Genomic DNA, 23,369 nt, shown 5'->3' on the forward strand with positions numbered 1-23,369 from the left:
CCAGAAGGAGTTGCACGGAAAAACCGAGTAACTCGGTCAAGCGTAGGCCGAAGCGGTCGGAGCTGTGAGGTCAATTCAAGTAACTCCGGCAGGCAGGCGTATCGGTTAGAGTCTAAAAGACGGGCTTGCAAGCGGCTGTAACCCGATTTGTTCGGGTTACAGCCTAAAAGACGGGCATGTGAGTAACTGTAAGCCGATTTATTCGGGTTGGAGCTTGAAAGACGGGTGTTCGAGCAGTTGTAACCCGATTTAATCGGGTTAGAGTCTGAAATACGGGCTTGCGAGAAACTCTAACCCGATTTATTCGGGTTGCAGTTTTTCCAGCTCGTTATTGAAGCTTTCGAAGGTTCTGGAAAATGCGATAAAAGAAATCCTGGGGGCATCGAGATCGGAACGAGTCACTACGAAGCGGAGCGAGGGTAGGTTCGGCATTAGCATCTAACTGATTTTATTGGTGACGGGCCTAGTGGTGATGAGCGAAGGCACCGAGCGAACTTAAAGAGCGAAACCAAAGAGCGAAGACGGACGGGGGCTCGTGGAGAAGCGTCAGCGGTTCCCTTGAAGGTCGGATTCCTTCCGCTTCGGAAGAGTACATTCAAAGGAATCTGGGCTTCAGGGAGATCGGAACGAGCCCCCGCTCCGCGAAGCGGATGCCGGTTTCAGTTTCCATTCGGCAAAGCGATTGCAGTTTCCGTTCTGCGCTACGCGAAGCGGATGCAGCTTTCGGTCCTCAATGTGCGAGCAACGGATTTGCTTGCGTAAATCATTCAAGCGAGCCGTAGGCGAAGTGAAACCAAAGAGCGAAGACGGACGGGGGCTCGTGGAGAAGCGTCAGCGGTTCCCTTGAAGGCCGGATTCCTACCGCTTCGGAAGAATACGTTCAGAGGAATCTGGGCTTCAGGGAGATCGGAGCGAGCCCCCGCTCCGCGAAGCGGATGCCGGTTTCAGTTTCCATTCGGCAAAGCGATAGCAGTTTCCGTTCTGCGCTACGCGAAGCGGATTCGGATTCCGGTTCCGTCATCCCGAGGATCGCTGATTTTGTTCCGCACGAAGAGACAAATAAGAGACAAACGAGCCTTTAAGATGGTAAACTAACAGAAAGGTTCGCGAGATAGAGGGGCATCAGGCCGTTCGGCCGGTCCTGAGCTAGGGGGTAACCGATGAAAAATTATTTGGAGCTGCTGCAGGATATCCTGGACAACGGGACGGAGCGTTCCGATCGAACGGGAACCGGCACGATCGCCGTATTCGGTCGGCAGCTGCGGTTCGACTTGTCCAAGGGCTTTCCGCTCGTCACCACGAAGCGGGTGCATGTCAAATCGATCATCCACGAGCTGCTCTGGTTTCTGAGCGGCGAGACGAACGTGAAGTACCTGCAGGAAAACGGCGTCCGCATCTGGAACGAGTGGGCGGACGAGAACGGTGACCTCGGTCCGGTATACGGCTCGCAGTGGCGCGCATGGGAAGGCAAGGACGGCCGCGTCCATGACCAGATCGCTGCGGTCGTCGAGTCGATTCGCACGAATCCGGACTCGCGCCGCCATATGGTGAGCGCCTGGAACGTCGGCGAAGTCGACGGCATGAAGCTGCCGCCTTGCCATTTCGTGTTCCAGTTCCAGGTCAGCGGAGGCAAGCTGAACTGCATGTTCACGATGCGCTCCTCGGACACGTTCCTCGGCTTGCCGTTCAACATCGCCCAGTATGCGATGCTGACGCATATGATCGCGCAGCAATGCGATCTGGAGCCCGGAGAGCTCATTTATTCCGGAGGCGACGTGCATATTTATGCGAATCATCTCGAGCAGGTCAAGCTGCAGCTGACGCGCGAGCCGCATCCGCTGCCGCAGCTCGTGCTGAAGCGCAAGCCGGCGAGCATCTTCGACTACCGCTACGAGGACTTCGAGATCGTCGGCTACGAGCATCATCCGACGATCAAGGCCGAGGTGTCGGTATGAGGATCACGATGATCGCGTGCATGGACCGCGATCGGCTGATCGGGCGCGGCAACGACCTGCCGTGGAAGCTGCCGGAGGACATGCGCTTTTTCAAGGAGCAGACGATGGGCAAGCCGGTGCTGATGGGACGCAAGACGTTCGAGTCGTTCGGCAGCCGTCCGCTGAAGGGCAGGCGCAATCTGCTGCTGACCCGCGGCGGCGGCGAGGCACCGGATGGCGTGGAGCTGTTCCGGACGCCGGAGGAGGCGCTGCAAGCCGTCGCCGGCGAGCAGGAGCTGATGGTCATCGGCGGCGAGCAGATCTACCGTCTGCTGCTCGGCCGCGCGGACCGTCTGCTGCTGACGGAGATCGACCGCTCCTACGGAGGCGGCGACGCTTACTTCCCTGAGCTGCCGGACGGCGAGTGGGAGCTCGCGGATTCCGCGGCCGGTCTCGAAAAAGGACCGGCAGGCGAGACCTACGCCTTCCAAACGTATATTCGAACAGCGCCTGCGCGCAATTCGTAATCTCTATGCCGCTGTTATGCGACAAAGTGCAAATGATTGTACGCATACTCCATTATGCTAAGTTGTGAAACAATGCTACGATGTTGTACAAAGTATGCGCTGGAATGCAATATTATGTAGCGACGCATCGGGTCTTGCATCCGAAGAACGGTGACAGAGAGACGGAGCGGGACCTAAAGGATGGAGGAATGGGGAAAGATGTCGACACCAACTGGGTTCATGGAATATAAACGCGAGCTGCCGGCAGACCGCAGTCCGCTGGAAAGAATCAAGGATTGGGACGAGTTCCACAAGCATTTGCCGGACGATCAGCTTCGGACGCAAGGCTCCCGCTGCATGGACTGCGGCACCCCGTATTGCCATACGGGCATGGAGCTGGCCGGAGGGGCGTCGGGCTGCCCGGTCAACAACCTGATTCCCGAGTGGAACAACCTCATCTATCGCGGCTTGTGGCGCGAGGCGCTGGAGCGCCTGCACAAGACGAACAATTTCCCGGAATTCACCGGACGCGTCTGTCCGGCGCCATGCGAGGGCTCGTGCACGGTCGGCCTCATCGGCGATGCCGTCACGATCAAGACGATCGAGCAGGCAATCATCGACCGCGGCTTCGACGAGGGCTGGGTCGTACCGCAGCCGCCTCAGCTCCGCACGGGCAAAAAGGTCGCCGTCGTCGGCTCCGGACCTGCCGGCATGGCTTGCGCCGCGCAGCTCAACAAGGCCGGCCACACGGTGACGGTGTACGAGCGCGCGGACCGCATCGGCGGCTTGCTGACGTACGGCATCCCGACGATGAAGCTCGACAAGGGGATCGTGCAGCGGCGAGTCGACCTGCTCGAAGCCGAGGGCGTCGACTTCGTGACGAATACGGAGATCGGCAAGGATATCGCGGCCGAGGAGCTGCTGGCAGGCTTCGACGCGATCGTCCTGTGCGGCGGCGCGACGAAAGCCCGCGGCGTCGACATCGAAGGCTCCGATCTGAACGGCGTGCATATGGCGATGGACTACCTGAACGGCACGATCAAGAGCTACCTCGACTCCGGCCTGGAGGACGGCAACTACATCTCCGCCAAGGACAAGGACGTCATCGTCATCGGCGGCGGCGATACCGGCACGGACTGCGTCGCGACGGCTCTGCGCCACGGCTGCAAGTCGGTCACGCAGTTCGGCACGCATGCCAAGGCCCCGCTGCAGCGCGATTCGATCACGAATCCGTGGCCGCAGTTCCCGAACGTGTACACGCTGGACTATGCCCACGAAGAAGCGAAGGCGCTGTACGGCGAAGACCCGCGCGCGTTCTCCGTCCTGACCAAGAAGTTCGTCGGCGACGAGAACGGCCAGCTCAAGGAGCTCCACACCGTCCAGATCGAACGGATCGTCGACGAGACCGGCCGCAAGATCTACAAAGAGATTCCCGGCACGGAAAAGGTCTGGCCGGCGGATCTCGTGTTCATCGCGGTCGGCTTCGAAGGGCCGGAGAACACGCTTGTGCAGGCGTTCGAGGTCGAGCAGGACCGCCGCACGAACGTCAAAGCCCGCTACGGTGAATACCGGACGAGCGTCGACAAGGTGTTCGCCGCCGGGGATATGCGCCGCGGCCAGAGCCTTGTCGTCTGGGCGATCAACGAGGGGCGCGAGGCGGCTCGCGAGGTCGACAAGTATTTGATGGGAAGCAGCATGCTTCCTTGATTCGGAGCCTATTCTGCAAGCGCCTGAGCGATCGGGCGCTTTTTCCCGTTCCGGCGAGGAATCGCTTTCAGGTAAAGAACGGGTAACGAAAACAAGAGATGGATGTTGTTGCGGGCCGAAAGGGCTCGGATAATAAAGGCAGATCTCTGTCCATTCTTCCTTGAAAGGGGCTGCAGCAGGTGAAGGTCGCGAGTCGGAGCAAAGGAAAGCTGGGACTGGCTGCGCTTGCGCTGCTTCAGGTGTTGCTGTCATGCGACGCCAATTCGAATGGAACCGTAAAGCCTGTCGCTTCGGAAGAGCCGACGGAAGGGAGCGAGCCGCTTCCGATCGAGCTGAGCTTCGTCCGCATGACCGAGGACGACCTGATCCTGAAGCTGCCGGGAGAAACGCTCGAGGACAACCGCTGGACCCGTTTGTATGAAGACGAGCTAGGCATACGCATCCGCTACGAATGGGTATCCAAAGGAGATCTCTATGACCAGAAGCTGGGAGGTGCGCTCGCTTCCGGAGCGATTCCGGATGTCGTCAAGGTCAATGCGGAGCAGCTGCGGACGCTCCACAACGAAGGCTTGATCCAGGAGCTGACGGAGGTCTATGACCAATATGCCTCGCCATTCACCAAAACGATTCTGAACCAGGAAGGCAGCGCCCCGTTCCAACGGGCGACGATCGACGGCAAGCTGATGGCGATCCCGGCTACGGGCTCGTCGATCGAGGGCGCGAAATACATCTGGATCCGCAAGGACTGGCTGGATCGGCTGGAGCTGGATCCGCCGCGAACGATGAACGATCTGCTGGAAATATCGAAAGCGTTTACAGAAAGAGATCCGGACGGAAACGGCCGCGACGATACGTACGGCATCGCCCTGACCCGCAGCCTGCTGGCGCCTCTGATGGGAATCAGCGGACTGCTGGCCGGCTATGAGGCCTATCCGACGATGTGGCTCGAGGACAAGGACGGCCAGCTCGTCTACGGCGGCATCCAGCCGCAAATGCGGGAAGCGCTCCTGGTGCTGCAGCGGCTGTACAAGGACGGGCAGATCGATCCGGAGTTCGGCTTCAAAAACAGCGTGCAGGAAGAGAAGCTGATCGCAGACGGCAAGATCGGCCTGTTTTATGGCGAGCAGTGGGGCTCGTTCCTCGCGCAGGCGAGCCGCTCCAAGGAGCGGGACTCGGACTGGCAAGCCTACCCGATCGTATCGGCGACGAGCGAGCCGGTCCGGGTGCCGCTTCCGCTAGGCACCTATCAATACTTGGCCGTACGCAAGGACTACCCCCATCCGGAAGCGCTGATCAAGCTGCTCAACCTTCATCTGGAGAAAAACTGGGGCGAGACGGCCGAATATGAGAAGTATTACAGCACGCCGCAGCCGGTATGGAAGCTGTCGCCCGTCACGCCGTACCCGGCGCTCAAAAATCTCGAGGCTTTCCGGCAGCTGGAGCAGTTCCGCAGCACGGGAGACCGCTCCGTCCTAAAGGCGGAAGCGAAAGCGATCCAGAAGTATATCGAGATCTACGAAGCGGGCAAGGAAAACCGCGATGCGGGCTGGGGTTGGAAAAAGACGTACGGGCCGGACGGCGCCTTTTCGATCCTGGAGCAGTATATCCGGAACGACCAGCTGCTGTACGAGCGTTTTCTCGACCGCAGACATCGACGATGATCGAAAAGCAGTCCGTGCTGTACAACTTGCAGATCGAGACGTATGCGAACATCATCCTGGGCCGCCCGATCGAGGAGTTCGATCGGTTCGTCCAGGATTGGAACAGCCTGGGGGGAGAGAGGATGACGAGGGAAGTAAACGAGTGGCTCCGGCAATCGAACGCGCCTTGAACCGGCCGCCCAAGGACATGTCGCCGTCAATCAGACTGGCCGCCCTGCTGGCGGAGCGGCCGCAACGGAGGGTTCAGCTTGTTTCGATTCCCGGTCAACTCCATCCGCAACTCCATCTTCATCCGGCTCGTCCTGACTTATCTGTCCGTCATCCTGCCCATTCTGGCGCTCGGCGTCTACCTGTACCACTGGAGCGCGAAAAATGCCCGCGAGGAAATCTCGCGGGCGACAACGACGCAGCTGTCCTATTATATGGAAGACTTGAACCGCGAGATCGAGTGGCTTGAAATCCAGCAGTACGATCTCGTCCAGGACAACGAGCTGAACCAGCTGGCCGTCGCCTGGGAAAAGATGAACGGCGTGGAGCGGACGGCGGGCATGAACTATTTGATCCAGCGCCTGACCTCGATCAAGAACAGCAGTCCGTACATCAAGGACGTGTACGTCCATCTGCATTCGATCCGCAAGACGGTGTCCGCAGCGCATGATGTGTACGAGTTCCAGCAGGGCAGCTTCGACGATCTGCTAGCCTCGCTCGGCAAGGAGAAGACGAGGCTCATCACCTGGCAGCAGACCTTCCATCTGCGGGCGTCGAAGGCCAGCGGAGAAGCGGGGGGCAAGCCGCTGTTCATCGTCCAGATCGTGCTTGATGCCGAGCGTCTGAAGGAGTCGATGAAACAGCTCAATTCCTACGAAGAGAGCGGCTCGTTCGTCATGGACGACAGATCTTCGTTCGCGATCGCGAGCGATCCCGGCTCGAGCGAGATGATGAGGCAATCCGCCGCGCTCGCCCGAAGCTCGTCCGCAAGCGCGTTCCGGCTCGAGCTGGACGGGAAGGAGTACCAGTTCAACAAAGTCAGCTCCGCCAAGCTGGGGCTGACGGGCTTCATCTATATGCCCGCCGAGACGGTCGCCAAGCCGCTGAGCAAATTCGAGGTCTGGGCCTGGCTGTTCGCGGCGGCAACGCTGATGACGATCCTCATTTACGCCTATTCCACCTATCGATTCGTGCACAAGCCGTTGCTGCTTCTCGTACAGAGCTTCAGAAGGATGGAGGGCGGTGCCTTGGACAGTCCGATCGAGCATGAGCAGAAAGATGAGTTCGGCTATCTGTACCATCGGTTCAACCACATGCTGAAAAAGCTGCAGATGCTGATCGATCAGGATTTCAAGCAGAAGCTGATGATGCAGAAGGCGGAGCTCAAGCAGCTGCAGTCGCAGATCAATCCGCATTTCCTCTACAACAGCTTTTTCATCCTCAACTCGCTCGCGCGCACGGGAGATACGGACCGGATCGAGCAGTTCACGAACATGCTGGGCGAATACTTCCGCTTCATCACGCGCAGCGGAGCGGATCTTGTGCCGCTGGCCGAGGAGACGCGGCATTCCCGCATGTATACCGAGATCCAGGAGCTGCGCTTCTCCAGGCGGATCGCGGTCGAGTTCGGCGAGCTGCCGGAGACGATGCGGACGATCAGCGTGCCGCGGCTGATCATCCAGCCGATCATTGAAAATGCGTACGAGCACAGCCTGGAGAAGGTGACCGAGGAGGGGCTGCTGCGCGTATCGTTCGAGCGGGAAGAGGACGAGGCGCGCATCGTCGTCGAGAACAACGGCGAGCCGATCGGGGAGAGCCTGCTCGAGGAGCTGCGCCGGCGGCTCGACAGCTCTTCGGACTCGTATGAAATGACCGGAATGATCAACATCCACCGGCGGATCCTGCTCACCTACGGGGAAGGCAGCGGCCTCAGCCTGTCGCGAAGCGAGCTGGGCGGACTGAAGGTTGCGATCCGCATCAGGCTGAAGGAGACGGTATGAAATGCTTAGGCTGCTGATCGTAGACGACGAAGAGATCATCACTGACGGCTTGTACGAGGTGTTCCGCATGCGGATGCCGGACCGCCTGGACGTATGCAAGGCTTATTCCGGCAAGGAGGCGCTGGAGTGGCTGAAAAGGACGCGTTTCGACATCGTGATGACGGACATCAGCATGCCCGGCATGAGCGGCCTGGAGCTGTCGGAGGAGATCCAGCTGTACTGGCCGCGCTGCCGGATCGTCTTTCTGACCGGCTACAGCGAATTCGACTACGCCTACAAGGCGATCCAGATGCCGCGCGCCCGCTACTTGCTCAAGACCGAGGGATTCGGCAAGGTGATCGAGGTCATCGAGGAGGTGGTCGCCGAAGTCGACGAGAGCAGCCAGATCGGCTCGCTCGTCGAGCTGTCGCGCGAGCAGCTCTATGCGCTCGAGGTGATGGAGCAGGCCGAGTTCATCCGCCATCTGCTCCAAGACAGCGGCACGCATGCGAGCGACCGCGAGGCGTTCGCCGCGGAGCTCCGCAAGGCGGGGCTCAAGCTCGATCCGCAGCAGCAGGTCTATGTGGTGGCCGGGCAGCTGGCGTATCCGGACGATAGCGGATACAGCGTCCGCAGCGGCCTGCTGCGCACGGCGGAGCGGATCTGGGACTCGTTCCTGGCGGAGCAGAGCCGCCGCGCGGGCATCGTCGAGAAGCAGGGCGAGCTGGTCTGGCTGCTGCAGCCAGCCGTTCCGCTCGAGCGCCAGTTCGACGGCTACTTCGCGCGTTATCTGGAAGGGATGCTGGAGCTGATCCAGGAAGCCTGCCAGAAGCAGCTCGGCTTGACGGCCGCTTTTGCGCTGGGCGGCAGTCCATCGGAGTGGCGGTCGGTCACGCCGCAGGCGGCCCGGCTGCGCCAGCTGCTCCAGGTCAAGCTGTCCGGACGCATGGCGGCCGTGCTGATCGACCGCTTCGAGCCGGATGAAGCCGACGGCGGCAAGGACGACCTCAAGCTGCCGCAGCGAACGGAGCTGCTCGCGGCCCATTTGGAAGCCGGCCGCAGGGAGCTCTTTTTTGAAGCGTTTCACGAGCTTGCGGACGGCCTGCTGGATGCGCAGATCCAGGTCGAGCGCGCCGTCGAGGGCTACTATTCGGTCGCCCTCCTGCTGCATGCGGCAATCCAGCGCTGGGGACTCGGGCGCGACATCGGCGACTGCCGCAAGCTGCTGCGGCTCGATGAGCATGCGTCGATGAAGGAGGCGGCCGCGTACTTGCGCGAGCTGGCCGGCCGCCTGTTCGAGCTGAAGCATCGCAGCGAGATCGCCCGCGCCTCCAGCGTCATCGACCGCATCTGCCGCTACATCGAGACGCATCTGGAGGAGGATCTGTCGCTCGTCCGGCTGGCCGAGATCAACTATTTCAACCCATCGTATCTGTCCCGCTTCTTCAAGCAGGAGAGCGGGATGAACCTGTCCGAGTACATCGATGGCTGCCGGCTGAAAAAAGCGAAGGAGCTGCTGCGGAACGGAGAGCTCAAAATCCGCGAGGTCGCCGGCTCGGTCGGCTATGAAGCCGCTCACTCGTTCACGCGCTTCTTCAAAAAATCGACCGGACTGACGCCGCAGGAATACCGCGACAGCCTGCAGGCCCGCTGAGCGGAGCCGCTTGCAGGCGAGGCGCAATTTTTCAAGCAGGAGCAGGAGCAGCAGCAGCAGGTCCACATTCAAAGGAGGTCCAGCATGAGTCAACCGGAAACGAAACGAGCGGAGCCTTCCGCTCGGAGGCCGCTTGCGCAGGCGGTCGGCAAGACGCCGCCGAACGGCAATCCGCTCGTCGCCCATCGCTTCGGAGCGGATCCGTATGCGCTTGTCCATGGCGGACGGGTCTATTTGTACATGACCAACGATATTCTGGAACGCGACGAGCAGGGAAACGCGAAGGACAATACGTATGGACGGATCGACCGGATCGGCATCCTTTCTTCCGACGATCTGGTCAACTGGACCGATCATGGAGAGGTCCATGTCGCCGGCAAGGACGGAGCCGCCGTCTGGGCCACCCAGTCGTGGGCGCCGGCCGCAGCGTGCAAGATGATCGGCGGCAAGGAACGCTTCTTCCTTTATTTTGCGAACAATGCGAGCGGCATCGGCGTGCTGGAGGGCGATTCGCCGACCGGTCCGTGGACCGATCCGCTCGGCGAGGCGCTGATCGCCCGTTCGACGCCGGGCGTGGAGGACGTGACCTGGCTGTTCGATCCGGCCGTGCTGGTGGAGGAGGACGGAAGCGCCTATATCTATTTTGGCGGAGGCATCCCCGAAGGGCGGGCACAGTGGCCCGATACGGCGCGGGTCATGAAGCTCGGCGACGACATGACGAGCGTCGTCGGCACGGCGCAGCCGATCCGGGCGCCGTATCTGTTCGAGGATGCGGGCATCAACAAGCGCGGCGGCGTCTATTATTTCTCCTACTGCTCGAACTTCCATCCGGGAGAGCGCGAGGAGGGCAGCCCTCCTGCCGGAGAGATCGCCTACATGACGAGCGGCAGCCCGACCGGGCCTTGGACGTACGAGCGCTCGATCCTCCGAAACCCGTCGGCGTTTTTCGGCGTCGGCGGCAACAACCATCACGCGATGTTCGAGTTCGCAGGCAGCTGGTATATGGCATACCATGCGCAGACGCTGTCCAAGGCGATGGGCGTGCCGCTGGGCTATCGCTCGACGCATCTGAATCGGGTGGAGTTCGACGAGAATGGAGCCATCCGCGAGATTCAGGCCGATCTTGCCGGCGTGCCGGCAGTCAAGGCGCTGAATCCGTATGTCCGCACGAGCGGAAGCACGTCGGCCTGGACGGCAGGCGTCTCGATCGGCCCCGCTCCTCGCCTGGCCGGAGCACGAGCGGCCGCCGCCAGCGAGGACGGCGGCTGGATCGGGCTTGCCGGAGCCGACTTCGGCGCCGGAGCGTCCGCCTTCGCCGCGACCGTACGCAGCGATGGCGCGGCCGGGACGATCGAGCTGCGGCTGGACCAGCCGGACGGCGCGCTGATCGGCCGGCTGGAAGTGCCGGCAGAGGAAGAGGGAGAGGGAGAGTGGCGCGTGCGGTCGACGGCCGTTGCGGGAGCGGACGGCGTGCATGACTTGTATCTCGTATTCCGCGGCGAGCCGGATGCGCCGCTGCTGCGGCTGCTGGATTGGCAATTCAGCGAATGATTCGACCTGGACCAAGGACGCGCGCAGCGCTTCCTTGGTTTTTTTGCGGCGTGACGCGGCCCAACTTCTATAATCCGTAAGGTCTTTCGCTGTCCATTGACCGATTGTCGGGCTGGAGGAGCCGGTCTACACTCGAAGAGGAACATCCCAGCCGATTCGGTTGAATCCAACTTGAGGGGGTATGCCGATGCAGAACGAATCGCTGCCGGCAGCAGGAGCGCCGATCCTGCGCGCGGAGGGCATCAAGCGGGTGTTCGGCAAAGGGGCTCAGGCGTTCACGGCGCTGGCGGACATCGATCTGGAGCTGCCGGAAGGTTCGATGGTGGCGCTGCGGGGGCGCTCGGGCTCCGGCAAGACGACGCTGCTCAATATTTTAGGCTCGCTCGACGAGCCGACCGAGGGCAAGGTATTCCTGCGGGATCGGGAGCTGACCGGGCTCTCGGGAGCCGAGCGAAGCGCGGTCCGCCGCAAGGAGATCGGGCTCGTCTTCCAGTCGTTCGGCCTGATCCCGCTCATGTCCGCGTATGAGAACGTCGAGTTCGGACTCCGCATCGCCGGCGCGCCCAAGGCCGGGAACAAAGAGGCGGCGGAGCAGGCGCTGGAGCGGGTCGGATTGAAGGAGCGGATGAAGCATCGCCCGACCGAGCTGTCCGGCGGAGAGCAGCAGCGTGTCGCGATCGCCAGGGCGATCGCCCACAAGCCGAGCCTGCTGATCGCCGACGAGCCGACGGCGGAGCTTGACAGCGTGATGGGCCTGCAGGTGATGCAGGTTTTCCGGGATCTCGTCCGCCGCTCCGGGATGACGATCCTCATGACGACGCATGATCCCGGCATGATGGAGCTCGTCGATGATGTCATTGCATTGGAGGATGGTCGAATTGATTCGAAAACGGCCCGTCAAGCCCGCCAAGCCTGAGCGCTCGCCGCGGCAGCGGATTGCCGCGCTCGGGCTGCTGTCGGCGCTCGCCCTGTCCGGCTGCTCGCTGCTTCCGGTCGAGGAGACGACGCTTCAGCCGCCGCTCGTGCAGCCGGCCGAGGAAGCGCTCGATCTCGTCGAAGCGGCCCGCGGCAGCATCCAGACCTCGCTCAAGGGCAACGCGACGTTCGTGTCCGCGGACACGAAAGCGCTGTCGTTCAAGGACGCCGGCACGCTGAGGTCGATCGCGGTCAAGCTCGGCCAGCAGGTGAAGGCCGGCGAGCTGCTCGCCGAGCTCGAGACCGGCGACCTGGAGCTGCAGACGCGGCTGCAGCGCCTGAACGTCGAGCGGGCCGAGCTGCTCTACAGCCAGGCTCGCGCCTCGCAGGCCAGCTCGACCGACCTGCGCCTGCGCGAGATCGATCTGGAGCGCGAGCGGCTGTCGCTGGAGGCGATGGAAGAAAGGCTCGGCAAGTCGAAGCTGCTCGCGCCGATCGCCGGCACGATCATTTTCGCGGAGACGCTCCAGACCGGCGACCGGGTGAACGGCTATCAGCCGATCCTGACCGTCGCGGACCAGGCCGACATGCAGCTGACGTACTCCGCGTCCAGCAGCAAGGATGTCGCGGCCGTCGAGACCGGCATGCCGGTCTCGCTGACCTACAAGGGCAAGAGCTACACCGGCAAGGTGCTGCAGGCGCCGGGCAACGTGCCGGCCGGAACCGATCCGGCCAAGGCGGAGAAAAACGCCGTCACGCTCTACATCGGCATCGACGATCCGCCGGCGGGCATTCAGGTCGGGCACAGCGCGCAGCTCGAGATCCAGCTGCAGAAGCGCGACAACGCGATCGTGCTGCCGCGCGCGGCGCTCCGCACCTATATGAACCGCTTCTACGTGCAGGTCGCGGAAGGGGAGCGCCGCAAGGAAGTGGACGTCGAGGTGGGCCTCATGACGCCGACGGAAGTCGAGATCGTCAAAGGGCTGCAGGATGGCCAGCAGGTCATCCTGAACAATTGATGGCTCCTGCGCGGCTGGCTGCGGCTCGGCGGAGGGCTTCGAAGACGAGGTGGCGCGGATGGCACTAGGGACGATGATCCTTCGCAAGATGGCAAGCAACAAATGGCTGCAGCTGAACCTGTGGTTCGGGCTGACGCTGTGCGTCGCGCTGTTCAGCTCCATGCCGCTGTACTCGGACGCGATTCTGCAGCGGACGCTGCAGCGGGAGCTGCAGCTCGTGCAGGGCGAGAGCTCGGCGTATCCGGGCTATGTCCGCATCCGGACTACCGTCTCGTCCACGAAGATGGACGACAAGACGATCCAGGCGATCGGCCGCGCCGACCGCTTCGTGCGGACGATCCCGGAGCGGACGGGGCTGCCCGCGCAGGCGTTTTACGAGCAGCGGTTCACGCCCAAGCTGAAGGTATACGGCGCGGATGCGTCCGAGCAGGAGAAAAAGACGCAAAAGACGGCGGGGGCGTTCGCCTCGCTGTCCGGCCTGGAGCAGCGGGTGCGGATCGTCGAAGGACGCCTTCCGGCGGACCGGCAGGATGGCGCGTTCGAGGCGCTGGTGACGGAGAGGTTCCTGAACTCGGTCAAGCGGAGCCTGGGGGAGGAGCTGATCGCGGAGGCGCCGGACAAGACGCCGCTGCGGGTCGTGCCGGTCGGGCTCGTGGCGACGTCGGCCGACGCGGATCCCTATCTTCCCTACTTGACGGAACAGGCCGAGAACAGCCTGCTCCTTCCGTTCGAGACGTTCGAGCGCGAGTTCACCGCAGGCGGCAAGGTGCGGGTCGCGGAGCTGGAGTGGCGCTACGCCCTCGACTATGCGCAGCTGTCGATCGGCGGGATCGACCGCTTCCTCGAAGCGGCGACCGACATCAAGCGCTACTTCCGCGGTCGTCTCGGCGCCGAGGAGGTGAACGTGCCGGCGACCGCGACCGTCGCTTCGTATGCCGGCAAGCAGGCCCGGCTGGACGTGACGATGCTGTCGCTTTATTCGCCGGTCATGCTCATGCTCGCCTTTTACCTCTACATGGCGGCGAACCTCGTCATCGGCCGGCAGAAGACCGAGATCGCCGTCCTGCGCAGCCGCGGCGCCAGCCGCGCGCAGATCATGGCCGCCTATGCGGCGGAGAACATGCTGCTCGGCGCGGCCGCGCTGGCGGTCGGACCGTTCGTCGGCGTCGGATTCACCAAGCTGCTCGGGGCGTCGGGCGGATTCCTCGAGTTCGTGCAGCGCTCGGCGCTGGAGGTCAGCCTGACGAGCGGCAGCTACCGGATCGCGGCGCTTGCCGTCGGCGGGGCGATCCTGCTCGTGCTTTTTCCCGCCTTTCTGGCGACCCGCGTCGATATCGTGGCGCACAAGCAGCGCAGCGCCCGCCAACCGCGGATGTCGTTCTGGCACAAGACCGGCATCGATCTCGTGCTGATCGCTCTGGCGGGGTACCTGCTCTACAACTTCGGCAAGCGTCAGGAGGATCTGAAGCGGCTCGCGCTTGACCAGGACGCGCTCCAGATCGATCCGCTGCTGTTCCTGATGCCGGCGATGTTCGCGCTTGGCGGGGGGCTGCTGCTGCTGCGCGTCTATCCTTGGCTCCTCCATCTGCTCTATCGGGCCGGCCGCCGCTGGTGGCCGCCGTCGCTGTACCATACGCTCGTGCAGATCAGCCGCTCCTCCGGCCAATACTTGACGATCCAGGTGTTCCTCATCATGACGGTGTCGACCGGACTGTTCAGCGCCAATGCGGCCCGTACGATCAACGACAATATGGAAAGCAAGATCCGCTATGCGGCAGGCGCCGATATCGCGCTGACGACCCGCTGGGCAAACGATGCCCCGCCGCCGGCGATGGCCGGAGCGGAGCCGGGACCGGAAGCGGCGGCCAGCTCCGGGACGGACCGCAGAGTCCAGTATACGGAGCCGCCGTTCGAGCCGTTCGCCGATCTGGAGGGAGCCGCATCGGCCGCCAAGGTGTTCCGGAGCGACAAGGCGCGCTTCGCCGCCGGAAAGACGAGCGGGAAAACGACGCTGATGGGCATCGAGACGAAGTCGTTCGGCGAGACGGCGTGGATGAAAGACGGATTGCTGGAGCATCCGATCAACAGCTACCTGAACCTGATCGCGCCGAATCCGAAGGCGGTGCTCATTTCCCGCTCGCTCGCCGACAAGGCGAAGGCGAAGCCGGGCGATGCGATCCGCCTCTCCTGGGACGGGCTCGACCAGGCGGCGTTCACGGTGTACGGCATCGTCGACTACTGGCCGAGCTGGAGTCCGCTTCAAAGCGGAGAGCCCGGCAAGGAGGAGCTTCCCTATCTGGTCGTGGGCCATCTGAGCGCGATCCAGAACCGGCTGGCCGTCGAGCCGTACGAGGTGTGGCTCAAGCTGGCCGACGGAGCGGCCAGCCAGGACATCTACGACGAGCTTGCCGCGCAGAAGCTGAGCATCTCCGGACTGACCGACGCGAACCGGCAGCTAGCCGTCTCGAACAACGATCCGTTCCGGCTCGCGATCAACGGCGTCATGACGCTCGGCTTCGTCATCTCGATGCTGATCTGCTTCTTCGGCTTCCTCCTGTTCTGGCTGCTCACGCTTTCGGGCCGCACGCTCCAGTACGGCGTGCTCGGAGCGATGGGCATCCCGTTCCGGCAGATCATCCTCATGCTCGTCAGCGAGCAGCTGCTCACCTCGGGGGCGGCGGCGGTGATCGGAGTGCTCATCGGAGGCTGGTCCAGCGAGCTGTTCGTCCCGATGTTCGAGATGTCGTTCGCGACGACGGCGCAGGTGCCTCCGTTCACGGTCGTCTACCGGCTCGCCGATTACTTGCAGCTCTACAGCCTCGTCGGCATCACGCTGGCCGTCGGCCTGCTCGTGCTGGGCTGGCGGCTGTCGCGGATCCGGATCGCGCAGGCGCTCAAGCTGGGAGAGGAGTAAGCGATGATCCATTGCGAAGGACTGGTCAAGATCTTCAAGACCGCCGACCTCGAGGTCGTGGCGCTGCAAGGCCTCGACCTGATCGTCGAGCAAGGGGAGCTGATGGCGATCATCGGCAACTCCGGAAGCGGCAAATCGACGCTGCTCAACATGCTGGGAGGGCTCGACAAGCCGTCCGCCGGCAAGCTGCTCGTCGCCGGACGGCCGCTGCTGTCCTGCGGCGAGAAGGAGCTGGTGAAGTACAAGCGGGAGACGGTCGGATTCGTCTGGCAGAACAATGCCCGCAATCTCATTCCTTATTTGACGACGCTGGAAAATGTCGAGCTACCGATCCTGCTTCGCGGCAAGCGGCGGCGCGAGCGCGCGCTCGGGCTGCTGGAGGCGGTCGGCCTCGGCCATCGGGTGAAAAACAGGCTCAGCGAGCTGTCCGGAGGAGAGCAGCAGCGCGTCGCGATCGCGATCGCGCTGGCCAACGAGCCGAAGCTGCTGCTCGCTGACGAGCCGACGGGCTCGCTCGACAGCAGGACGTCCGAGCAGGTGCTCGACTTGTTCCGCTCGCTCAACCGCTCGCTCGGCATCACGATCGTCATCGTCACCCATGACCCGGCGCTTGCCCGCAAGGTAGACCGGGTTGTGCAGATCCGGGACGGCAAGACGTCGGCGGAGATGATCCGGAAGGCATCCTATGCCGAGGAGCCGGCGCTGCCGAGCGCGGACGAGGCGGAGGAGGACAGCCATACGGAGTATGCCGTGCTCGACAAGGCCGGCCGCCTGCAGATACCGACAGGCTTGCTGGAGGCGGACGGCTTCAAGGACTGCGGCAAGGTGCGCGTCGAGCTGGAAGAGGGACGGATCGTGCTTTACCCGCCGGATGAGGCGGGATGACGGATGGCGCCTGAAACCGGCGCGCCCAATCGAAGAAAGGTGGAATCCAGCCATGGCCGGCACGGAGAGGAACATCGCGGAGGGCTCGCTCGCCCGCGCGTTCGAAAAGGACTTTTATATCGGCGCGGCCGTCAGCTCGCGCACGATCGTCAGCCAGAAGGAGCTGCTGATCGGGCAGTACAACAGCTTGACGGCTGAAAATGAAATGAAGTTCGCAAGCGTGCACCCGCAGGAGCGGACGTACACGTTCGAGGAGGCCGACCGGATCGCGGACTTCGCCCGCGAGCATGGAATGAAGCTGCGCGGACATACGCTCGTCTGGCACAACCAGACGCCGGACTGGGTGTTCGAGGACGGGCAGGGCGGCGAGGCCGGACGGGAGCTGCTGCTGGAGCGCATACAGGCCCATATCGAGAAGGTCGTGGGCCGCTATTCGGAAACGGTCTATGGCTGGGATGTCGTCAATGAAGCGGTGACGGACGAAGGCGAGGCGCTGCTGCGCCCGTCGCGCTGGCTGAAGGGCATCGGAGAGGACTACATCGCGCAGGCGTTCCGCTTCGCGCATGCGGCGGACCCGAACGCGCTGCTGTTTTACAACGACTACAACGAATGCAATCCGGGCAAGCGCGACAAGATCTGCCGGCTCGTGCGCAGCCTGCTGGACGAGGGGGCGCCGATCCACGGCATCGGCCTGCAGGCGCACTGGAATGTGCAGGATCCGCCGCTCGGCGACATTCGCGCCGCGATCGAGGCCTATGCCGCGCTCGGCCTGCAGCTGCAGATTACGGAGATGGACGTATCGGTATTTACGTTCCAGGACCGGCGCGCGGATCTCGCGGAGCCGACCGCGGAGATGCTGCGGCTGCAGGAGCAGCGGTACCGCCAGTTTTTCGACCTGTTCCGCGAGTACAGCGGCACGATCACCGGCGTCACGTTCTGGGGGGCGGCCGACGACTATACGTGGCTGGACGATTTTCCGGTGCGGGGGCGCAAAAACTGGCCGCTGCTGTTCGACGAGCGGCAGCGGCCGAAGGCGGCGCTGCGCGCCGTGCTCGGCACGGATCGGACTTGAGGGTTCAGGAGGAGAAGGGGGCAGCGCGGCCAGGTCGATCGGACCTGGCCGCGCTGCCCCTTGCTCGTTCTTCCGCATTCCGGCGCTGCTCGCGATAGACGCGACGGACGTCCGCAGCTTCTTCCGCGTTCCGGCGCTGCGCGCTGCGGCCTGCTCCGGGCAATTCCGCAGCGCCGTCAGGCCGAATCGATCAGCTGCTTGCGGTATTCGTTGGCGCTCGCGCCGGTATACGCCTTGAAATTCTTGTAGAACCAGTCGATTTCGGTGTAGCCGACCCGCCTGGCGATTTCATAGATGCGCATGTCGGTGTTCTCCAGCAGCGCCTTGGCCTTTTCCATCCGCTGCTGCAACAGATATTCGTTGAAGGACATATGGACATGGCATTTGAACTTCTGGCCGAGATAGGCGCAGTTGAAATGCAGCAGGGCGGAGATTTTCTTGAGGGTGATGTTGTGATGCAGCTCCTGCTCCACATACTGCTTCACCGTCTCGATGATCGGCTCTGCGGCCGGCACGCCATGCTCGCCGCTCGCGCCGTCATCGGCGGCTGGGCCGGCCGTGAGGCCGAGCCGATTTGTCAGCGCTTTCAAACTGTCGTGCAGGTCGCGGGCCTGCACGGGATGCAGGATGCAGTCGCTCACCTGCAGCGCCAGCGCGCGGCGCATGAGCGGAAAATCTCCTCTTCCGCCGAGCAGGATGATCGGGACGCGGCTGATGCGGCGGATCCGCTCGCACAGTTCCATCCCGAAATCGGGGTTGCCCATGCCGATCAGGATCAGCGAGCAGGACAGCGGATCGACGGCGTCCATCATCGCTTCGACCGTCGGCAGCTGAAGCGCTTTCAATTCAAGGCCGTACTGACTCCAGTCCAGCAGGCTGCTGCAGGCCTGGCTCGAGCGGGCATTGGAATCCAAAAGCAGTACCTGAACCACGATAAGAACCTCGCTTTCTGGCGATATTCTTCAAGCGTCCATGAAGGATGGTTCTATTATGGCCGCGATCCGCGAACGCAGACAACGTGCATTTCTTTGGACGCTCACCAATCCTTTACTTTTTTCCCGAGGCGGATTCCGAGCGGCCGCGCGGGGACGGGAAACCTATAGTTCGGCAGGTGACGGGCCTGCAGGGAGGCAGGTTGATGGCTCCAAATGTAAGCGCTACACTTTGCTGTGTAATCCTAAATCCGAGGGGGATGGACATGAAAGCAAGCAAGTGGACGCCGCTGCTTCTCAGCCTCATCATCGCAGGATCCATGGCCGCCTGCAGCTCGAGCTCGAACGGAGGCGCGGCGAATTCGGCCTCCGAAAGCGCGAATGCAGGCGTCAACGAGGCCGGCGCCAACTCGCCGGCGGCAAACGAAGGCGCAGCCGAGGCGGAGGAGCTTGCGACGCCGGAGATGGACTTCGACATGGGCGGCCGCACGATCAAGATTGTCTCCTGGTGGGACATGACGATTCCGGAAGACAATCCGGACAACATCCAGAAAAAGAAAAATCTCGACGAGCTGATGAAGAAGCATAACTTCAAGGTCGAATACGTCGCGATCGACTACGGAGAGTACCAGCAAAAGGTCGTCGCCTCGCTGCTGGCCGGCGAACCGATCGGCGATATCGTCCGGCTCGGCAAGACGTATACGATCCCGACGCTGGTCAAGCAGGATCTGCTCTGGCCGGTCGACGAGTACACGAAAAACTCCCGGGCGTTCAATCAAAAGGTGACGGACGAGTACATGCAGTACGAGGGCAGAGGGTACGGCTTCACGGACAACCAGGCGAATCTCGTGCAGGGAGTCTTCTACAACAAGACGTTGATGAACCAGCTCGGCCTGAAGCCTCTCCAAGACTATGTGAACGAGGACGCGTGGAACTGGGATGCGTTCATCCAGGTGATCAAGGACTCCAACAAGGATACGAACAACGACGGCAAGCTCGATACATGGGGGCTCGCCAACTCGAACCTGATGGACCACGCGCTGTATTCGAACGAAGCGGCGCTCACGCTGGGCGAGAAGCAGAACCTCGACGATCCGAAGACGCTGGAGTCGCTGAACTTCATCTCCCGGCTCGCCACCGAAAAGCTGGCCCGCCCGACGGAAGGCGGCGACTGGACGGAGCCGGGGCAGTTTTTCCGCCAGGGCAACACGCTGATGTACGCTGGCGCGCTGTGGGAAATCGGCGGCTTCAAGACCGACATGGCCGATTACGAGCTGGGCTTCGTGCCGTTCCCGAAAGGCCCGAGCGCGACGAGCTACCACTCGGCCGAGGCGCTGTTCCAGTCGCTGACGATTCCGAAGGCGGTCGAGCATCCGGAGCAGCTGCTGTACATCTGGGAAAAGATCCACGACATCGAGTCCGTCTACGACTATCCCGACCAGGGCTCGTATGAGACGAACTTCACGACCGAGGAAGACATCGAAAACGCCAAGATGGTCGCCCCGAACATGATCGTGCTCGATCACAACACGTTCCCGAACCTCAAGTATTACGATTTTGTCGGCGAGCTGAACGCCGGCACGTCGGTCTCGACCGTCGTCGAGAAGTACAAGGCGGCTTTCCAGGCCGCGATCGACGAAGTGTACCAAAACTGATCGAGCCGCCCGATCGCGGGCCGTCTCCTTTCCAAGCGGAGGGGACGGTCCGCGCTTCGGCTGATGCCGCAACAGGAGGAGAGATCATGTCCCGGAAACGAAAGAGATACGGAATCGCCGTGCTGGCGCTGATCGTCGCGGCCGTCTCGATCGGGCTGCTCGCCCCGTCGGACCGCAGCGGCCTGGCGAGCGTGAAGGCGATGAGCGACTTCGAGGCGATCGTCGGCAAGCAGGATGAGGCGAGCTACGGCCGCTATCTGGAGCGCCACGCCTCGGACGAGAGGCCGGACGCGACGATCCGGATCGAAGGCGAGAGCTTCTCGCATGCCGCGGGCGGCAGGTTTACGGTCGAGCAAGGATATGAAGGCTTGGACGGGACGGCGGTCGTCACGCCCGAGACGGGTTCGATCAGCTGGAATGTGAACGTGAACAAAGCGGGCCTTTACCAGATTCGGATCCATTATTTCCCGGTCGAGGGCAAAAGCTCGGCGATCGAGCGGCAGCTGACGCTGGGCGGCGAGCTGCCGTTCCGCGGCGCGGAGAAGCTGTCGCTGTACCGGATCTGGGGCAATCGCGAGGAAGCGGTCCGCCGGGACGACCGGGGCAACGACCTGAGGCCGCGCCAGGTCGAGAAGGCCGCCTGGCAGCTCGAGCCGCTCCAGGACGGCGAGGGCTATGAGGATGAGCCGTACCGGTTCTATTTCAAGCAGGGAGAGCAGACGCTCACGCTGACCGCCGCGCGCGAGCCGATGGCCATCGACTATATCGAGCTCTATCAGGAGCAGCCGCTCAAAACCTATGCGGAGCTCAAGCAGGACTACGCCGAGAAAGGGCTGGCCGAAGCGAAGGATCGGCAGCTGAAGATCCAGGCCGAGCATGCCGTGCTCAAGTCGTCGCCGACGCTGTATCCGCTGTCCGACCGCTCGAGCCCTTCGGTCGAGCCGTACGATGTGTCCAAGATCCGCGTCAATGCGATCGGCGGCCTGAACTGGAAGCTGCCGGGACAATGGATCGAGTGGGAGGTCGACGTGCCGGCGGACGGGTTGTACCAGATCGCCCTCAAGCGCAAGCAGGACCAGCTGCGCGGCGTCTACAGCACGCGCAGCCTGACGATCGACGGCGAGGTTCCGTTCAAGGAAATGAAGGAGATCGCCTTTCCCTTCGACATGGACTGGCGCATGCAGGTGCTTGGCGCCGAGGAGCCGTACCTGTTCCATCTGACGGCAGGCAAGCACCGCATCCGCCTGACCGTATCGCTCGGACAGATGGCGCCGCTGCTCGAGACGATCGAGTCGAGCGTGCTGCAGCTGAACGAGATCTACCGCAAAATTCTCGTCATCACCTCCAATACGCCCGATCCGTACCGGGACTATCAGCTCGAGAAGCGCATTCCGGAAATGACGGAGGTGTTCCGCAAGCAGGCGGACACGATCGAGAGCGTCGCCGACTACCTCGAGGAGATGACCGGCGAGGTCAGCGACAAGGTCGCGGTGCTCCATACGATGGTGCGCCAGCTTCGCGAGATGGAGAGCGAGCCGGAGACGGTCGCGCGCAGGCTGAGCTCCTACAAGATCAATGTCGGCGGCCTCGGCACCTGGATCCTCACCGTGCGCGAGCAGCCGCTGTCGCTCGACTATCTCGTCGTCAGCTCGCCAGACCGCAAGCTGCCGGATGCGGCGGCGACCTTGCTGGACAAGGCGAGGCATGAGCTGGGCGGATTCGTCGCCTCGTACACCGAGGATTACGACAGCATCGGCAATACCGGCGACTCCGGCCGGTCGATCACGGTATGGATCACGACCGGACGCGACCAGGCGCAAGTGCTGAAAAGCCTGATCGACGACAGCTTCACGCCCGACACGGGCATCTCGGTGAAGCTGCGGCTCGTGCCGCCGAACATCCTGCTGCCGGCCACGCTGGCCGATGAAGGGCCGGATGTCGCGATGCAGATCGGAGAGGACCTGCCGGTCAACTATGCGATGCGCGCGGCAGCGGCCGATCTGACGCAGTTCGCCGACTTCGAGCAGGTCGCCTCCCGCTTTCGGGACAGCGCTCTGACCCCATATGCGTTCCAGAACGGCTTCTACGCGCTGCCGGAGCAGCAGACGTTCCCGATGCTGTTCTACCGCAAGGACATCCTCGGCAGCCTCGGGCTGGAGCCGCCCAAAACCTGGCAGGACGTGTACAACCTGATCTCGGTGCTGCAGAAGAGCAACATGGAGTTCTGGCTGCCGATCGACTCGGTGAACAACAACTCGACGCTCGTCCCGAACGCGACGTTTTCGATGATGCTGTTCCAGCATGGCGGCGAGTTTTACCGCGACGACGACAAGCGGAGCGGCCTCGACTCCGACATCTCGATGGACGCGTTCAAGACGTGGACGAAGTTTTATACGAACTACAAGTTCCCGCTGCTCGCGGACTTCCCGAACCGGTTCCGCACGGGCGAGATGCCGATCGGCATCGCCGACTACACGACCTACAACTCGCTGACGGTCATGGCGCCGGAGATCAAGGGGCTGTGGGACTTCACGATGGTGCCGGGCTCGGTGCAAGAGGACGGCAGCGTCAGCCATGAGGTCGCGAGCCATACGACCGGCGTCATGATGCTGCAGAACGCCAAGGACAAGGACGCCTCCTGGTCGTTCATGAAATGGTGGACCGGCAAGGAGACGCAGGTCGCCTACGGCCGCGAGATGGAAGGGCTGATGGGCGAGGCCGCCCGTTATCCGACCGCGAACATCGCTGCGCTCGAGGAGCTTCCGTGGCCGGTCAAGGACTACCGCAACCTGGAAAGCCAGTGGGAGTGGGTGCGCGGCATCCCGCAGGTGCCCGGCGGCTACTTCACGGGCCGCCATCTGGACAACGCCTTCCGCAAAGTCGTGAACCAGGCGGAGAACCCGCGCGAGGCGCTGTCGGACTACCTGCTTTACATCAACGATGAAATCGAGATCAAGCGGAAGGAATTCAACCTTCCGTATTAGTCAGGAGGCGACG

At 62.7% G+C, this 23,369-nt stretch carries 16 protein-coding genes; 15 read left to right on the forward strand and 1 reads right to left on the reverse strand.

The genetic code is table 11. From position 1 onward, the window contains the following. The first annotated feature begins 1,160 nt into the window (after nt 1-1,160). The 13 genes from thyA (at nt 1,161) to NYE40_RS11940 (ending at nt 17,785) form a co-directional block, all read left to right on the forward strand. Nucleotides 1,161-1,955, forward strand: a complete 795-nt coding sequence (gene thyA, locus NYE40_RS11880) for a thymidylate synthase (protein WP_028597674.1) — start codon at nt 1,161-1,163, stop codon at nt 1,953-1,955. 8 nt (nt 1,956-1,963) lie between these two features. Further along, nucleotides 1,964-2,461 (forward strand): dihydrofolate reductase, encoded by a 498-nt coding sequence (locus tag NYE40_RS11885; RefSeq protein ID WP_240478938.1) that lies wholly within the window; start codon nt 1,964-1,966, stop codon nt 2,459-2,461. Nucleotides 2,462-2,659: 198 nt separating this feature from the next. Then, the gene (locus NYE40_RS11890; RefSeq protein ID WP_028597676.1) at nt 2,660-4,147 is read left to right on the forward strand and encodes a glutamate synthase subunit beta; all 1,488 of its coding nucleotides are present in this window, start codon (nt 2,660-2,662) and stop codon (nt 4,145-4,147) included. 179 nt (nt 4,148-4,326) lie between these two features. Then, nucleotides 4,327-5,808: an extracellular solute-binding protein gene (locus tag NYE40_RS11895; protein ID WP_240478939.1), complete on the forward strand. Its 1,482-nt coding sequence runs from the start codon at nt 4,327-4,329 to the stop codon at nt 5,806-5,808. Continuing rightward, complete coding sequence (locus NYE40_RS11900; protein ID WP_240478940.1) at nt 5,805-5,978, forward strand: hypothetical protein; 174 nt, start codon at nt 5,805-5,807, stop codon at nt 5,976-5,978. The genes NYE40_RS11895 and NYE40_RS11900 overlap by 4 nt, the downstream gene beginning before the upstream one ends. Before the next feature lie 78 nt (nt 5,979-6,056). Further along, nucleotides 6,057-7,796: a histidine kinase gene (locus NYE40_RS11905; protein WP_101809125.1), complete on the forward strand. Its 1,740-nt coding sequence runs from the start codon at nt 6,057-6,059 to the stop codon at nt 7,794-7,796. Between the two features lies 1 nt (nt 7,797). Further along, nucleotides 7,798-9,429, forward strand: coding sequence for a helix-turn-helix domain-containing protein (locus NYE40_RS11910; RefSeq protein ID WP_101809126.1), 1,632 nt, complete (start codon nt 7,798-7,800; stop codon nt 9,427-9,429). Nucleotides 9,430-9,513: 84 nt separating this feature from the next. Then, complete coding sequence (locus tag NYE40_RS11915; RefSeq protein ID WP_101809127.1) at nt 9,514-10,980, forward strand: glycoside hydrolase family 43 protein; 1,467 nt, start codon at nt 9,514-9,516, stop codon at nt 10,978-10,980. A gap of 181 nt (nt 10,981-11,161) precedes the next feature. Beyond that, nucleotides 11,162-11,896, forward strand: a complete 735-nt coding sequence (locus NYE40_RS11920; RefSeq protein ID WP_101809128.1) for an ABC transporter ATP-binding protein — start codon at nt 11,162-11,164, stop codon at nt 11,894-11,896. Further along, on the forward strand, nt 11,859-12,914 hold the full coding sequence (locus NYE40_RS11925) for an efflux RND transporter periplasmic adaptor subunit (protein WP_240478941.1): 1,056 nt from the start codon (nt 11,859-11,861) through the stop codon (nt 12,912-12,914). The genes NYE40_RS11920 and NYE40_RS11925 overlap by 38 nt, the downstream gene beginning before the upstream one ends. A 58-nt stretch (nt 12,915-12,972) precedes the next feature. After that, nucleotides 12,973-15,828 (forward strand): ABC transporter permease, encoded by a 2,856-nt coding sequence (locus NYE40_RS11930; protein WP_101809129.1) that lies wholly within the window; start codon nt 12,973-12,975, stop codon nt 15,826-15,828. 3 nt (nt 15,829-15,831) lie between these two features. After that, the gene (locus NYE40_RS11935; RefSeq protein WP_101809130.1) at nt 15,832-16,713 is read left to right on the forward strand and encodes an ABC transporter ATP-binding protein; all 882 of its coding nucleotides are present in this window, start codon (nt 15,832-15,834) and stop codon (nt 16,711-16,713) included. Nucleotides 16,714-16,765: 52 nt separating this feature from the next. Continuing rightward, nucleotides 16,766-17,785: an endo-1,4-beta-xylanase gene (locus NYE40_RS11940; protein WP_101809131.1), complete on the forward strand. Its 1,020-nt coding sequence runs from the start codon at nt 16,766-16,768 to the stop codon at nt 17,783-17,785. A 176-nt stretch (nt 17,786-17,961) separates the two neighbouring features. Here NYE40_RS11940 and NYE40_RS11945 read toward each other — a convergent pair whose 3' ends face one another. Further along, on the reverse strand, nt 17,962-18,717 hold the full coding sequence (locus tag NYE40_RS11945; protein ID WP_101809132.1) for a helix-turn-helix domain-containing protein: 756 nt from the start codon (nt 18,715-18,717) through the stop codon (nt 17,962-17,964). Nucleotides 18,718-18,983: 266 nt separating this feature from the next. On the opposite strand from NYE40_RS11945, the gene NYE40_RS11950 reads away from it, so the two are divergent. After that, on the forward strand, nt 18,984-20,372 hold the full coding sequence (locus tag NYE40_RS11950; protein ID WP_101809133.1) for an extracellular solute-binding protein: 1,389 nt from the start codon (nt 18,984-18,986) through the stop codon (nt 20,370-20,372). Nucleotides 20,373-20,458: 86 nt separating this feature from the next. After that, the gene (locus NYE40_RS11955) at nt 20,459-23,356 is read left to right on the forward strand and encodes an extracellular solute-binding protein (protein ID WP_339279973.1); all 2,898 of its coding nucleotides are present in this window, start codon (nt 20,459-20,461) and stop codon (nt 23,354-23,356) included. Nucleotides 23,357-23,369 lie beyond the last annotated feature (13 nt).

This window comes from Paenibacillus sp. FSL W8-1187, assembly GCF_037965485.1.
GTDB lineage: Bacteria > Bacillota > Bacilli > Paenibacillales > Paenibacillaceae > Paenibacillus_O > Paenibacillus_O pasadenensis.